Source organism: Phyllobacterium sp. UNC302MFCol5.2 (genome assembly GCF_000686005.1).
GTDB classification, from domain to species: Bacteria; Pseudomonadota; Alphaproteobacteria; order Rhizobiales; family Rhizobiaceae; genus Phyllobacterium; species Phyllobacterium pellucidum.
Window position 1 is genome coordinate 33703 of the sequence record NZ_JMLL01000017.1, and the last position, 14378, is coordinate 48080.

11 protein-coding genes are annotated in these 14378 nt (G+C 55.1%); 9 read left to right on the forward strand and 2 right to left on the reverse strand.

Annotated elements, in window-relative coordinates:
• Window positions 1-121: 121 nt before the first annotated feature.
• The 5 genes from BR48_RS0121510 to BR48_RS0121530 all read left to right on the forward strand — a co-directional run bounded on the left by BR48_RS0121510 (window position 122) and on the right by BR48_RS0121530 (window position 4974).
• Entirely contained in the window at window positions 122-670 is a 549-nt protein-coding gene (locus BR48_RS0121510; protein ID WP_027233199.1) for a cupin domain-containing protein, read from the forward strand.
• Window positions 671-781: 111 nt separating this feature from the next.
• Complete coding sequence (locus BR48_RS0121515; RefSeq protein ID WP_027233200.1) at window positions 782-1822, forward strand: ABC transporter substrate-binding protein; 1041 nt, start codon at window positions 782-784, stop codon at window positions 1820-1822.
• 121 nt (window positions 1823-1943) lie between these two features.
• A complete protein-coding gene (locus tag BR48_RS0121520; RefSeq protein WP_027233201.1) occupies window positions 1944-3011 on the forward strand; it encodes an ABC transporter ATP-binding protein in 1068 nt (355 codons plus the stop codon).
• 35 nt (window positions 3012-3046) lie between these two features.
• Entirely contained in the window at window positions 3047-4189 is a 1143-nt protein-coding gene (locus BR48_RS0121525; RefSeq protein WP_036815251.1) for an ABC transporter permease, read from the forward strand.
• Window positions 4186-4974, forward strand: a complete 789-nt coding sequence (locus BR48_RS0121530; RefSeq protein ID WP_027233203.1) for an ABC transporter permease — start codon at window positions 4186-4188, stop codon at window positions 4972-4974. The genes BR48_RS0121525 and BR48_RS0121530 overlap by 4 nt, the downstream gene beginning before the upstream one ends.
• Before the next feature lie 856 nt (window positions 4975-5830).
• Here BR48_RS0121530 and BR48_RS0121535 read toward each other — a convergent pair.
• Both BR48_RS0121535 and BR48_RS0121540 read right to left on the reverse strand, forming a co-directional pair.
• Window positions 5831-6403 carry a hypothetical protein gene (locus BR48_RS0121535; protein WP_197030380.1) on the reverse strand — a complete coding sequence of 191 codons (573 nt, stop codon included), beginning with the start codon at window positions 6401-6403 and terminating at the stop codon, window positions 5831-5833.
• Window positions 6404-6589: 186 nt separating this feature from the next.
• Entirely contained in the window at window positions 6590-7177 is a 588-nt protein-coding gene (locus BR48_RS0121540) for a hypothetical protein (protein WP_027233205.1), read from the reverse strand.
• A 1052-nt stretch (window positions 7178-8229) separates the two neighbouring features.
• Here BR48_RS0121540 and BR48_RS25215 point away from each other — a divergent pair.
• From BR48_RS25215 to BR48_RS0121565, 4 genes are all read left to right on the forward strand, one after another.
• Entirely contained in the window at window positions 8230-10029 is a 1800-nt protein-coding gene (locus tag BR48_RS25215) for a TolC family protein (RefSeq protein WP_245273666.1), read from the forward strand.
• A gap of 4 nt (window positions 10030-10033) precedes the next feature.
• Complete coding sequence (locus tag BR48_RS25220; RefSeq protein ID WP_197030381.1) at window positions 10034-10786, forward strand: efflux RND transporter periplasmic adaptor subunit; 753 nt, start codon at window positions 10034-10036, stop codon at window positions 10784-10786.
• Between the two features lie 214 nt (window positions 10787-11000).
• Entirely contained in the window at window positions 11001-12218 is a 1218-nt protein-coding gene (locus BR48_RS0121560) for an HlyD family efflux transporter periplasmic adaptor subunit (protein ID WP_155810949.1), read from the forward strand.
• Window positions 12218-14350 (forward strand): biotin/lipoyl-binding protein, encoded by a 2133-nt coding sequence (locus BR48_RS0121565; RefSeq protein WP_051615370.1) that lies wholly within the window; start codon window positions 12218-12220, stop codon window positions 14348-14350. Before BR48_RS0121560 ends, BR48_RS0121565 begins: the two co-directional genes overlap by 1 nt.
• Window positions 14351-14378 lie beyond the last annotated feature (28 nt).

Below are 14378 nucleotides of genomic sequence, written 5' to 3' on the forward strand. Positions count from 1 at the left end.
CAATCCTGCACCCGCCGGTCGACTGCAATTGCCCCCAGAGGATTGTTCAGTATACTCACCAGAAGGTGGAGGCGTCAGGTAGTCCCCGAGAGTCCCTAGGCCTTTGCGTAAGGAGGATGTCATGCCAAAGATTGGCATTAAGCTGAGGGAAATGCGGCGCAGGCGCGATTTGGGCGTGCGTGAACTCGCCGCAAGATCCGGCATATCACACTCCACTATTTCCTTGATCGAAAGGGACAAGATGAGCCCGTCGGTCGACACCCTGAGTGCCGTCCTGGACGCGCTTGGAACAACTTTGCCCGGGTTTTTCAGCGATCTCCAATCGAGCCTTCCCTATACCCCCTTTTATAGAGCCGAGGAATTGGTGGAGATAGGCAAAGTCGAGACAATTTCGTACCGGGTCATCGGCCTCAATCATCCCAACAGGCAACTCTTGATGCTGCATGAGACCTACGCGATAGGAGCTGATACCGGGGAGGCTTTTGCGCATGCTGCGCAGGAGTCAGGTATGGTGATCAGCGGATCGGTCGAAGTGACTGTCGGCAGCCAGAAAAAGGTTCTGAATAAGGGTGACGGCTACTATTTCGATAGCCGACTTTTGCATCGGTTCCGCAATGTCAGTGAGGAGAAAAGCGAGATCTTGAGCGCAATAACGCCGCCGACATATTGATGGCATGACAGCTCAATTCGGTGAATTTAATCACCAACAAATTTAATCGGGCTTTCAATCAAATCAAACTGTGATTTGTTAGCTTGTCATACAAAAACAAGGGGAATGACAATGAAAATCCTGAACGCAGCATTGATTGCATGCGCGCTGACTTCAGTTGGAATTGCAGCAGCGGAAGCGCGTGACCTGACGGTCGTGTCCTGGGGCGGCAACTATCAGGACGCTCAGCGCAAGATCTACTTCGAACCCTTCGCGAAGCAGTTAGGCAAGCCGGTGCTGGATGAAAGTTGGGACGGTGGATACGGCGTGCTCCAGGCCAAGGTGAAAGCGGGTGTTCCGAACTGGGATGCGGTACAGGTAGAGGCTGAGGAATTGGCGCTCGGCTGCGCGGATGGCATTTACGAAAAGATCGATTGGGAAAAGCTCGGCGGCAAATCCAAGTTTTTGCCCGCTGCTGTCAGCGACTGCGGAGTTGGTGCGATCGTTTGGTCTACGGGTATCTCCTATGATGGTGACAAGCTGAAAGAGGCTCCCACTTCATGGGCAGATTTCTGGGATACGAAGAAAATTCCGGGTAAACGTGGCCTGCGCAAGGGCGCCAAATATGCGCTCGAATTCGCCTTGATGGCGGATGGGGTCGCTGCCGATCAAGTCTACACCGTTCTCGCTACCCCGGAAGGTGTTGACAGGGCTTTCAAGAAACTCGATGAACTCAAGCCGAATATCGTCTGGTGGGAAGCCGGAGCACAGCCGCTTCAACTCCTTTCTTCCGGCGAGGTGGTAATGACGAGCGCCTATAACGGGCGCATAACTGGACTGAATAGGACCGAGGGCAAGCATTTCGGTTTCGTGTTTCCCGGCAGCATCTATGCAATCGATAGTTGGGTGGTCCTGAAGGATAGTCCCAACAAGGACGCGGCTTTGGACTTCATAGCTTATGCAAGCAAGCCGGATAACCAATCCCAGTTGCCCCAGTATATTGCCTATGGACTGCCTAACATCGAGGCCGGCAAGCTCGTGCCGGAAAAATATCAAGCTGAGCTTCCTACTTCGCCGGATAATCTGAAAGGCGCGATTACGCTGGATGTCGACTTCTGGACAGACAATTCCGAAGCCCTGACGCAACGTTTCAATGCCTGGCTAGCGCAGTAATGTGGACTACAAAGGCGCTGGTTCGTCGGCGCCTTTGTATTCACAGTCATGACGGACAGGTGGGTCGTTTAATGCGCCGTACCCGTCGCGCACTGTTTCGCGAGAGCCGAGGTGATCGACGATGAGCAATCCTTTCATCCGGTTGGAGGAAGTCAGCAAATCCTTCGGCGCTTTGACCGTTGTCGAGGGCCTGAATCTGGAGATCGGCAAGGGGGAGTTCATCAGCCTGCTTGGACCGTCGGGTTCTGGAAAAACGACCATACTCATGATGCTCGCGGGTTTCGAGAATCCCTCACACGGTACGATCTGGGCTGGCGGTCGGCGGATCGATTGCTTGCCACCACACAAGCGGAACATGGGCGTCGTCTTTCAGAACTATGCGCTTTTTCCGCATATGTCCGTCTCTGAGAATGTGGCTTTTCCGCTAAAAATGCGCGGTCTCTCCCGCACAGAGATGAATGGGCGCGTCGGAAAAGCGCTTGATATGGTGCAATTGGGCGCGCTCGCAGACCGGCGTCCCTCCCAGCTCTCCGGCGGCCAGCAGCAGCGTGTCGCCTTGGCGCGGGCCCTCATCTTCGAGCCAGAGGTGGTTCTGATGGATGAGCCCCTTGGCGCATTGGACAAGCAATTGCGAGAGCAAATGCAACTGGACATTCGGGAACTGCACAGGCGACTCGAACTGACGATCGTGTTTGTCACCCATGATCAGTCCGAGGCACTGACGATGTCGGACCGAATAGCAATCTTCAATGGTGGGAAGATCGAACAAATTGGCACTCCTACGAACATCTACGACCATCCGAATACGCAATTCGTAGCCGAGTTCATCGGCGAGACGAATCTCGTCCGCGGGTCAGTTCAAGGCACCGAGGGTCTCACCACCCGCGTCCGATTGCAAAGCGGCCGGGAGGTTGTCGTCGAGCTTGGTTCGAACCGTCTTCCGAAGGGTAACGTGTGCCTATCAATAAGGCCGGAACGGATAAAGGTGGGACGGGAGAAGATTTCCGGGAACATCATCACCGCGGTAATCTCGGATGTGGTCTATCACGGGGACCACCTACGGTTGATTGCGAAAACCGACGGTCAGTCGATTGTCGTCAAGACGGATCGCAGCCAGCCGGCACTCTCGATTGGCGAAGAAGTGCAACTTTTCTTTCTGCCTACCGATTGCTGGGTGGTCGGGCCATGAATCGATCAGGGCTTAACAGGCGACTTGTTTCCCTGATGCTCGTCGGGCCCCTCTTCCTCTTTCTTGTTTTGTTCTTCGCGGTTCCGCTCGTCTCGATGATGAAATCTGCAGTGTCAGACCCCGTGGCGGCGGAGGTGCTGCCCGCCACCGCTCGTGCGGTTTCGGGCTGGGACCGCACAAGTCCTCCATCTGATGAAATGAAGGCTGCTTTGGTTGCAGACCTACGCCAGATCGGGGAGGACCAGTTGTTCGGAGATCTCGTCCGACGCCTCAACAGCGCGAAATCCGGGTTCAGAACCCTGATGCCAAAGACACGCGCTGCGGCTTTGGAAGCGGGCGGCAATATCGACCTCGTCGCTTTGGACAGGCGATGGGCCGATCCTTCCTACTGGCAAGCCGTCACGGTAGCCACATCGTCAACGATTACAGACCGCAATCTTTTGGCGGCAGTTGATCTGCAACGGGATGCATCCAACACAATCGTAGCGCTGCCACCCGATGCGTCTGCGAACAAGGCTATTATGATCAGGACGTTCGTGATGTCACTGACGGTGACGTTGGCTTGCGTTTTGATCGGACTGCCGTTCGCGATGATCGCCGCGTCCGTCGACGGCTGGAAGCGACAATTGTTGCTGGGTGCAGTCCTGTTGCCGCTTTGGACGTCCCTCCTGGTGCGAACGGCCGCTTGGTTCATCCTGTTGCAGGACAGAGGCCCGATCAATTCCATGTTGACGTATCTTGGGATAATTTCCGCCCCGCTGCCGCTGATTTTCAACCGTACCGGCGTCATCATCGCCATGACCCATGTTCTACTACCCTTTATGGTGCTTCCCATCTTCAGCGTGCTTGTCGGTATTCCCAAGAATCTTATGCCCGCCGCCGCGTCATTGGGCGCTCATCCCCTCAGGGCATTCTTGAGTGTCTTATTGCCGCTCTCAATGCGCGGCGTTGTTTCCGGTGCATTGCTGGTGTTCATGAGTGCGCTCGGCTACTACATCACCCCCGCACTGATCGGCGGAGCCAAGGACCAGATGATCAGCTCGGTCATCGCATACTACGCTACGGGCGCGGCAAATTGGGGAATGGCAGGGGCGCTCGGACTGGTGCTGCTCGCCGCGACGATGATCCTCTATGCGATATACCTCAGACTCTCGTCAGACCGGGAGGCGCGTCCATGAACGTCTTGCGTGTTGCTAAGATCGTTTTCGGAGGCGCAACGATCTTCTTTCTGGTCGCACCGCTGATCGCCATCCTGCCGCTTGCCTTCACCGACAGCGTCTTCCTCAACTATCCGATTCCTAGATACTCGACACGGTGGTTTGTGGAATTGTTCACCGCTGGTGTCTGGCAACGTTCGATCGTAAACAGCCTGGTCATTGGGAGTGGCACAACGGTGCTGGCCACCGTTCTTGGCACCGTCGGTGCGCTTGGACTGCGCGACCGGCAGCTTTCGCCCGTCCTTGCGATCATCAAGACGATCTTTCTCTTGCCGATGGTGGTGCCCGCGGTAGTGCTGGGTGTCGGCATGCAATTGATGTTTGCCCGGTATGGCCTGACGAATACCTACCTTGGAGTGATTATCGCTCACACCGTAGTGGCAGTGCCTTTTGTCGTCGTCAACGTCCTTGCGGTTATCCAAGGGATAGACCGACGATTGGAGCAGGCTGCGGCCAGTCTCGGCGCGGCACCCATTACCGTGCTGAGACAAGTCACCCTGCCGCTGGCACTCCCGGGGATCATATCTGGCGCCGTTTTCGCCTTCGCAACGTCGCTGGATGAAGTCGTATTGACTTTGTTTGTGGCGGGTCCCAACCAGCGGACGCTCGCACGGCAGATGTTTTCAACGATCCGGGAAAACATCAGTCCCGCGATCGCCGCCGCGGCCTTCGTTTTTATTGTGGGCACAGTTCTGATAGCGATAGTTTTAAATCTTTCTCGAAGAACCAAGGCCACTGCGCCATAAGCTCGGCTCGCCTCTGCGCACAGCCGATTCTATCTAAAACTGGCTAATTTCTGACCACCAACTCAAATGCCGGGTCCGTTCAATTTGCCGCGAAGCAGTAGAACAGGTCGTCGCCCCCAGTGCATTTGAAGGCCTCCACCGTCCAGCGGCACGCGGGTCGGGTGTGAGGAATTCCAGGATTTCGCCTCGGGCGGCCCTCGATGCCCTAGATCCACCTTTCTCATCCTGTTCCAGTTCCGCGGCTACCACCTCGCCGATGCAGTCGGATCCGGCGCGCTGTTTGGACCCTCACAGGTCGGAGCGCAAGTCATCGAAATGCTGGCAGGCCGCCACTACCATCCTGTCTGAACGATGCTGGCGTTAGTGCTTCTGATCCGCAGGCGTCAAACTGTTGCTGACAAGTTTCCCGCTTCCGGCGATCGCCCTGATTGCCTATCCACTGGCTAATCGTCATCCGTTCTCCCGGCTTCAGGCCAGCACTGACACGCGCGGATTCGCGTGGAAACGGCCTCGGTCAGGCTGCTACTTAGACAATCCGAAGAATACGCAGATTCGCATTCACGGAAGGCGCGATGCTTTAGAGCGTCTGGTCATAAGCGGAGCGGCTGCGGCAGGAGTGCCCAGTTTTATACCGAATTGGCGCGCCCGAAAGGATTCGAACCTCTGACCCCCAGATTCGTAGAAGCCAAATTCTTGGAGTCAGAGTTATGTATTTATTGCCTTATTTTCGATTTTTCGCCAGTTGGAGAAGCGATTGGCATCGAAGCCCACCAATTGGTAATCTCCTCGACCATCTCTTGACGTCTGGCATCATCGACTTCGAAGAGATGCGACCGCCCGCCTGATAATCATCGGTTCAAACCGGATACTTCAAGACGACGTTCCCAATGAGGTCCTCCACAAAATCGATGACCTTGGACTTGTTGATCGTTACGCCAGACGGGTGAGCGCAAGAATTGCGGGTATCCAGCTTCTGATCCAGAATCTTCCGCACGTCGTTCGAGATGATTTTGGCTGTTCGGCAGAACTCGATGAATTTTGATTCCTTCATCTCGGTAAAATCGTCTCGCTGAGCTATCACCCTCACCTTGACACTCTTGTCGGTGTTCAGCGCAAGGGCAGCGTTAAAATCAGCCAGCTTATGGGCGAGTATGTGCGCAAATAGGTGGTCCATCGCCAGAATCCAAACCATGACAATGGTTCCCCGGTTCGCTCCGACCTCAAAGCAGTCGATGGCTTCTTTAAGGAAGTCCTTATCGGAGCCGTCGGGCATTTTGTTTTCGAGTCCACGCAATGTGGCGCTTGTTTGAGCGGCGACCATTTCGGCACCGAGCTTGCGCGATAGCGCTTCGCGCATGTGCCGTTGGAGCTTGTAGCCACCACCCGCCTTGATGTATTTCGGTGGCTTGCCCTTTAAGCCCTCCGACAAGCGCGCGCCAACGTTTTTAGGAACAACGAGATCACACGCCTCAAAGCAAGTAGACACCTGTTTTGGAGTTGCAGAGTCCCTGTCCCAGCTCCACTGTTAAAAAATAAACAAAGAGCTCCACAAGGGCAGCCTGGCTCTGCGCTTCGACGTTCTCAATAGAATTGTAGAAGCGGTTTACAGCGTCCGTCACTCATCACCCTTCTTTTTTAAATCAAAATGAAAATGATTATTCCCTGCTGTGGTAATCCGAATTTCAGTAGGCGGCCTATACTCTATATAACCAAAGCTTTTCCCACTTGTGTCCCGGAAAGCCTGAGCGAATGCTTTCGGAGGCTTTTGGTTTGCTTTGATATAGCAGGTATAAACTTGATCAGTATTCGGAGCTGCAATTCCCAGCTCTTGTGTCAAAAAAGTAAGAAATATCAATATCTTATCCGAATGGTTCTTGGGTTCGAATTGACCATAGAACGCAGCCAACTTGGCCGTATCGAGATCCCGGTCCAACTTAGGCGCGTCTGCACTTATACCGGAGCTTGCTTCATCTCCCGCGCCGCGCTTTTTGGGTGCGGACTTACGCTTTCCCTTAGCGCGTGGTCGACCATTATCCTCGGGTTCAATTGTCTCTTCGCGCTCGTCTTGTGGAAGAGCGGCAGGAGTGACACCGCTGAGGAGATGCGTTTTGAAATCAGCGTAAATCTCACGCACCAGTTCTGAATCACCTTCGACGTCTATGAGGCCCGGTGAAATATTGATGTGAAGCTTTGCGGTCGTCATATTTCCCGCAACAAAGCGCCTCACGCTACGTGGCGCGCGCTTTGCAGTAGTATTATGTGGCTGGGAGGTTGAGTACAAGTACAGACAGCAGCTTATAAGGATGAAAATGCAGTCCATGCACTGCTATCTGAAAACCGCAAATCTATTGTCGGAACTCCGTCTCTCTAGTCTCTTAAATTCCTGTTGCTTTAGTAGCAACATGCATGATTCACCGGGACAGAAAACTGGCCGTAGGTGCTTAAGCCAGTTCAAGGAAATGTAAGGTAGGTCAAAAACCGCTCACGCAAATTTTCCAACACTTTCCAACAGCCGATTGCGCAAGCACGAGTGGGAACGATAATCAATCTATTGAAGAACAAGAGAAATGGCGCACCAAGGATGATGAAATTGAGAACTTCGACCTCTTCCTAGTGTTTAGTTTTCCGATCGATTCAGATGAAACAGTTAAAGAAAACGCTGACTACAGAGGCGCAATGCATAGTGGCTGCGGACATCAAAACATTTTCCATTGATAACATAGACCAGACGGAGACCGTGATCTGGCTCCGAGACCAACTCGTGCGTCTTTGTGGTTTCGTCGTTCAGCATGAAGGCGACGATGATGTGCTTTAGGCTGTCGAGTATCTGATTGAAGACAAAGAATATTGGATTTTTGAGGAAGTTGAGCAAGCTTTAAGAACCGGCGCATTGTCTAAGAGCGTGGGCTAACTGCGTGTTTGTCATCTTCTCCAAACTGTGACTTTTAAAATAGCCGGATTTCAAACCCGATCGCAGTTGTTACCTCAGAATGTGATCAGGGCGCGAAGACAATGATCGCGCATTCTGTTCGGCGATAGACATTCGGAAAAGTCACGCCCTCGTTGGCCTTTGGTCCAACTACCGTTGCAAGCGAATTTGATAGAGAATCGTTGAGCAATGCGCTTGGCTTTCACTCACGGAATACACGCATGAGGCGAAAAGGACACAACCTCACGTGTTTCTTGGAGGTGGCTTAGAAGCGGCTGGCAAATGTAGTTCTGGTTGATTACTTTGGAATACGCATAAAGAATCAGTTGCAACTCACTACACTGATTTTCTTGGACAGGGGATTTGGCGCCTTTATGGCGCAGCGGTGCTCAGAAGGGGTTCGAACGTATCAGAGTATATGTTCTCAACTGTGCAGGTTTGGAATGGCCTTAAAGTCCTTACTTTTGCTTTCTACGGCTTTAATCATCGCCGGGTGCACAGTTGTCCCAAAGCCGCTCGATGAACTTGCTCTGAGCAAGATCGCCAATAGCAATTTGTCCCGTGTCGTGGCGGCACAGGAGCCGGTTAGCGGTTCCATCGACGTGTATGAAGCTACTGCCCGCGCATTGAAGTACAATCTCGATCAAAGGGTCGAGTTGATGCAGGAGGCAGTTAATCTTCAGGAACTGAACCTTGCCACTTACCAGGGGCTGCCGAACCTGGTTGTCAATTCCGGGTATACTGGCCGAGACAATGTGTTGGCGAGTTCGAGCACCTCGGTTCTGACCAATCAACAGTCTCTTGAACCATCGACCAGTACCGACAAGAACATGCTCGATTCAGACATCACACTGAGCTGGAATGTTCTTGATTTCGGCCTTTCCTATGTTCGCGCCCAACAGGCCGCGGACAAGGTGATGATGCAGCGCGAAGCGCGCCGAAAGGCACTTAACCGGATCGTCGAGGATGTGCGCACCGCCTACTGGCGCGCGATTGCCAGCGAGAAGTTGCTTTCCCGCCTCAACTCCCTCGAAGGTAAGACCCGCCGGGCGATAGCCGACTCGCGCGCGCTCGCAGCCGAGCGGCAGACCTCGCCGATCGTTGCACTAACACATGAACGCGAGTTGCTTGAAATCCGCCGTGACGCACAGCAAATCGAAGGCGAACTTCGCATTGCGCGCAGCCAGCTTGCAGCCTTGATGAATGTGCCGCCGAACTCGCATTTCCGGCTTTCCAGTGAGAGAACCCGCATGGGCAAGCCGCCCGTCGACGTGGATCCAAGCAGGCTCATTCGTGTTGCCATCATGAACCGTCCGGAAGTGCGCGACGTAGCCTATCGCCTGCGAAGCAACGAGAAGGAGCTTGATGCTGCGCTGCTCGAGATGCTGCCTGGTCTAGATGTGTTTGTCGGGCCAAGTGTCAGCACCAACTCGTTCCTTTATAACGACAATTGGGTTGGGTGGGGTGCGCAGGCGAGCTGGAACCTGTTGAAGGTTTTCCAGTATCCGCAAAAGAAGAAGCTGGTCGCATCGCAGGCAGAGTTACTGGATCAGCGCTCGCTGGCTCTGACCATGGCTATCATGACGCAGGTCTATGTAAGCCGCGCACGCTATGTGCATGCACAAAAAGAACTGTCGACTGCCGGCGAGTTGAAGAGCGTTCAGCACAGGTTGCTTGACCAGATTGCTGCGTCCACCACGACCGAACAGACCAGTGAACAGACGCTTATCCGTGAGGAGATGAACACCGTCGTCTCGGACGTCCGCTATGATCTTGCCTATGCCAATCTTCAGAACGCCTATGGCAACATCTACGCGTCGATTGGCCTTGACGCTTATCCGCCCGTCGATATTGAAAGGGCCAGCGTTTCGGAGATCAAGGATGCGTTGCGCAGAACATGGGTGGGCCGCGGCGATCTGACCACGGTGCTGGCCCAGGCGGACGCTGCCGCAACCCAATCTGCCCTTCAGTCGCCACCCGATGCCACGTCTAAACTCACGACCGGATCAGTCTCGACGGTGAAACCTTATGCAGCCGTTATGACGGCTCCCGAAACTTCCGTGGTCCAAGAGGTCGCGACGCCCGGACGAGTGATCAAGGTATCCACGACCTCACTACGGGATTGAGGCGGTGTTCCGCGCGCTATTCATCACTGGATGGATAGGCGTGGCGCTCCTTTCAAACGTAGGAACCGTATCTGCACAGGATGTGCAGCAGCCCGTGCGCGGTCTGGTCCGCGCAATCGACGACGCGCTCATTTCCACGGAGCTCAATGCCCGAATTGTGGAAATTACACGACGGGAGGGCGAAGGGTTCAAGAAGGGCGAAGTGTTGATCACGTTCGACTGTGGCAAATACCAAACCGAACTCAACGCGGCCCGCGCCGAAGTGGAGTTCAACAAGATTGCCCTTAATAACAGTATCGAACTCGATAAGCGCAAGGCTATTGGCCGGTTCGATGTTCAACAGAACCGCGCCAAGTATGAGAAGGCGCAGGCTCAAGCGGAAACGCTCGCGGTTCAGGTCGCGGAGTGTACGATTTCAGCGCCATTCGATGGAAGAATCGCCGAAATGCGGGCCAAGGCATATGAGATGTCCAAGCCAAATGAACCGCTTATGCGGCTGGTCAACACGGACCGTCTGGAAATAGAGCTGATCGTACCGTCATTGTGGCTCCAATGGATAAAGCCCGGTTTGAAATTTCGTGTTACTGTCGATGAAACGGATACCGTGCATGATGCGACCGTGCAGCGCATTGCGGCCACCGTGGACTCCGTAAGCCAGACGGTGAAGATAATGGCTGTTTTTGCTGAGAGCTCCCCGAACATATTGCCCGGCATGAGCCTCAGCGCGGAATTGAAACAACCCGGAACCCAGAGGTAGTGCCTTGACTATCCAAGCCGCGCCTAAAACGGTTGTTCGAATAGGTGGCGGTGCGCCGACAGGCGCACCTAATAACCCCAACACGCCCGTGGCCCAAGTGCCGCAAGACGATGCCGTTGCGGCACTGCGCCATTTGTTACGCGTCGAAGGAGAGATTCGGGCTTGCCGAAGCGTCGACGAGCTTAGCGTTCTGCTCGTTAACGAGGTCCGCAAGATGACGGACGCCCGCATAGCGTATTTCCTTGATACTCGTTCGGGAAATCCCCGCATAATAAAGGTGTCGGGCGCCAGCGAGATCGATCGTAACGCGCCAGCTATTCGCTGGCTTGAGAAGGAACTCAAAACGGATCCACCGCCGCTCGGGTGGGAAAAAATGTGCCCCCTGACGTTGAGGAGCGGCTCTGCGGCCGAAGAATACGAGGCACGTACATTCCCGTTTGCGCAAGCATATTGGCTGCCGCTGAGCTACCCGAATGTGAAACCGGCAGCCGGCTTACTTGTGGTTGGGGAGCAGCCTTTCCAGGAGGGACAAATCGCCATCGGCGACCGGATTGCAGGAACGGCAGCGCACGCTGCGACTGTTCTTGTACACAAGGTGCCACGCCACAAGATGCGGCCCCATTTGCGTGGCCTTTTTTACATGCTTTCAATCGCCGCTGTTGCCGCCATGTTTTATCCGGTGCCGATGACTGCGCTGGCGCCCATGGAAGTGGTTCCGCAAGATCCGTTCGTCGTCGCCGCGCCGGTTGACGGTGTGATCGATAATATTGTTTCGGCTCCCAACTCCATGGTCAAAACCGGGGACGTGGTCGTTCAGTATGTGGACACCGTTCCACGCAACCAGTTGCGCATTGCTGAAGAGGAAGTCAGCGTTGCGGTCGCCAAGCTGCGGCAACTGCAGCAAAGCTCATTTGTCGATGAGAGCGCAAAGCGCGAACTTGCACAGTCGCGTGCCGAACTGAAGCTCAAGATCGCCGAGCGCGACTTTGCGCAAGACACATTTGAAAAGTCGCAAATTCGTGCGGCGCGAGATGGGGTCGTGGTCTACGCGGACCGCAAGGAATGGGTTGGCAAGCCCGTGGTTACCGGGCAACGCATTCTGGAAATCGCCGACGTGAACAAGGTCGAATTGCGAGCCAACCTTCCGGTTGCCGAGGTGCTGAACCTCAAGCCAGGTGCCCGCGTCCGCGCGTTTCTCGATGGCGATCCGCTCAATCCGCTTGAGGCCACGGTCACGTCCACCAGCCAACAAGCCCGAATGGTGGAAGGGCAGGGACTTGTCTATCGCATCGACGGGCAGTTTGACGCCGGTCGTCCGCTGCCCCGGCCGGGCGTACGGGGTACGGCCCAGCTATTCAGTGATAAAGCCCCGCTTGGCTACTATCTTTTCCGACGGCCTCTGACCTGGCTCCGGCAGAAGGTCGGTTTGTGATGACGAATCCTCCCCAAGGCCAAGGGTCGGTTGTTGCTCCGGCATTGCGGCAGGACCTGCGCCTGCACTCGGGCTCGAGGGATAGCGGCGAGGGGCATTGGCTGGTCTACGATCCGATCGCACACCGCTATCACGAGGTCGATGAACGAGCGTACCAGATATTGCAGCACTGGCGCGGCAACGTGCAACTCGATGCGCTGGCTGTCCATTTGACCGCACAACTGGGTGATGAGGTCTCGCTTGAGGATCTCTATCAGTTGACAATGATGCTCGATCAGGCCGGCTTGTTTGCCGAACCCATTGCAGGCTGGAAGTCTGTCTACAAGAAGCAGCAGGACAGGCGGCGCGGGCCTCTCTCCTGGCTTTTGCACAATTACCTCTTTATCCGCGTGCCTTTGCTGAAGCCCGACGGATTTTTGCAGACGACGCTGCCTGTTGCCCGGCTGTTCGCATCGCGCGTGGCCCTGTCGACCATCGCCATACTTGGGCTCGCTGGCTTGTTCATGGCTTCGCGCCAATTGGACACGTTCTCTCACACGTTCCTGTTCTTCTTTTCGCTGGAAGGCGCGCTCGGCTATGCGGTGGCGTTGTTCTTCGTGAAGATTTTTCACGAACTGGGCCATGCTTACACTGCGAAGCATTTCGGCTGCCGCGTGCCAACCATGGGCATCGCATTTCTCGTACTTGCTCCGGTTCTTTATACCGACGTAACCGACACGTGGCGTTTGCAATCCCGTCGGCAGCGCCTGTTGGTGAGCGGTGCCGGCATGATGGTTGAACTCGCCATAGCGGCGATTGCAACATTCCTTTGGGCATTGTTGCCCGACGGGATCCTGAAGAGTGCCTGCTTCTTCATTGCGACCGCGAGTTGGGTGCTGAGCCTTGCGATCAATCTCAGCCCATTGATGCGCTTCGACGGCTACTATCTGCTTAGTGATTATTGGCGGATATCTAATCTGCAACCGCGCGCTTTCGCTCTATTTCGCTGGGCAATACGGGAATTTTTGTTCAACCTTGAGGCTCCGTGCCCGGAGGACTGGCCATGGCGCCGGCGAGCAATGATTGTCTTCTACGCTCTCGCCGTTTGCATATACCGCCTTGGGTTGTTCATTGGTATTGCACTCATCGTCTACCACATGACGCAGGTCAAGATGCTCGGCATCCTCCTGTTTACCGTCGAAATCTTGTGGTTCGTCGCACGACCCGTCGCCAATGAAATCAAGGTCTGGTGGGCTCTACGGGATCAGATTGCCGAGCATCGCCGGTATCGGCTTTCTGGTGCCGCCGCAGTGCTCGTCGTGTTGTCGATCATGATCCCATGGCCGCATCGCGTCGAAATGCCTGCTGTGATGGAGCCGGTTTCGGTCCAACGCATCGCGGCCCCCGTCGCAGCGCAATTGAAGCAGATCATGGTCAAGGCCGGCGTTCACGTCAAACCGGGCGACATCCTCTACAGGCTGGAATCGCCCAAGCTGGCGCTCGAACTCGTAAAGACACAAACCTACCTCGACCTGGCCTTGTTGCGCCGTGCGCGCCGGGTCGCTGACCAGCTTGACCGCAACGCCACGATCGTGATCGATCAGGAAATAGCCAGCCTTGACGAGCAGATGGCTGGCCACCGCCGTCTTGAGAACGACCTGACGATGAGGGCAACTGTTGCCGGTGTGATTGAGGACGTCACGCCTGATTTGCACGTGGATCGTTGGGTCGGCAAAGGAGAGGAGCTGGCGCTAGTGGTTGCCGACGGCGGCCACCAGGTACGCGGCTACGTGCCGGAGGATCTCGTCTCTGCAGTTCAAACCGGTGCACGAGGACAATTCATACCGGACGAACCTTTGACTGCCAAATCCGGCGTTCGTCTTGCCTCAATCAGTGCCGGAGGCGTATCGGCGCTCGATCTACCCTACCTTTCCTCCACCAACGGCGGCGCAATTGCCGTAAATGAAGACAAGGAGAAAGGCGCGGTCCCGGTGGAAGCCCAATATCAGTTCATCATGACAACCGATGCCGCCCAGCCGGTCACTTTGCCGGTCCTGCGCGGTGTCGTGAGGATCGACGCCAATCCTGAAAGTGTATTCAGCAGGACGGCAAGGCGCGCACTTGCCGTGCTCATTCGAGAGTCCGGTTTCTGAAGCATACCAGCATGACGTAGTTTGTGTT

What these genes read in the sequence shown, in the direction of transcription:
- BR48_RS0121510 (WP_027233199.1), top strand. Translation starts at nt 122, where the DNA reads ATGCCAAAGATTGGCATTAAGCTGAGGGAAATGCGGCGCAGGCGCGAT.
- BR48_RS0121515 (WP_027233200.1), top strand. Translation starts at nt 782, where the DNA reads ATGAAAATCCTGAACGCAGCATTGATTGCATGCGCGCTGACTTCAGTT.
- BR48_RS0121520 (WP_027233201.1), top strand. Translation starts at nt 1,944, where the DNA reads ATGAGCAATCCTTTCATCCGGTTGGAGGAAGTCAGCAAATCCTTCGGC.
- BR48_RS0121525 (WP_036815251.1), top strand. Translation starts at nt 3,047, where the DNA reads ATGCTCGTCGGGCCCCTCTTCCTCTTTCTTGTTTTGTTCTTCGCGGTT.
- BR48_RS0121530 (WP_027233203.1), top strand. Translation starts at nt 4,186, where the DNA reads ATGAACGTCTTGCGTGTTGCTAAGATCGTTTTCGGAGGCGCAACGATC.
- BR48_RS0121540 (WP_027233205.1), bottom strand. Translation starts at nt 7,177, where the DNA reads ATGACGACCGCAAAGCTTCACATCAATATTTCACCGGGCCTCATAGAC.
- BR48_RS0121560 (WP_155810949.1), top strand. Translation starts at nt 11,001, where the DNA reads ATGACGGACGCCCGCATAGCGTATTTCCTTGATACTCGTTCGGGAAAT.
- BR48_RS0121565 (WP_051615370.1), top strand. Translation starts at nt 12,218, where the DNA reads ATGACGAATCCTCCCCAAGGCCAAGGGTCGGTTGTTGCTCCGGCATTG.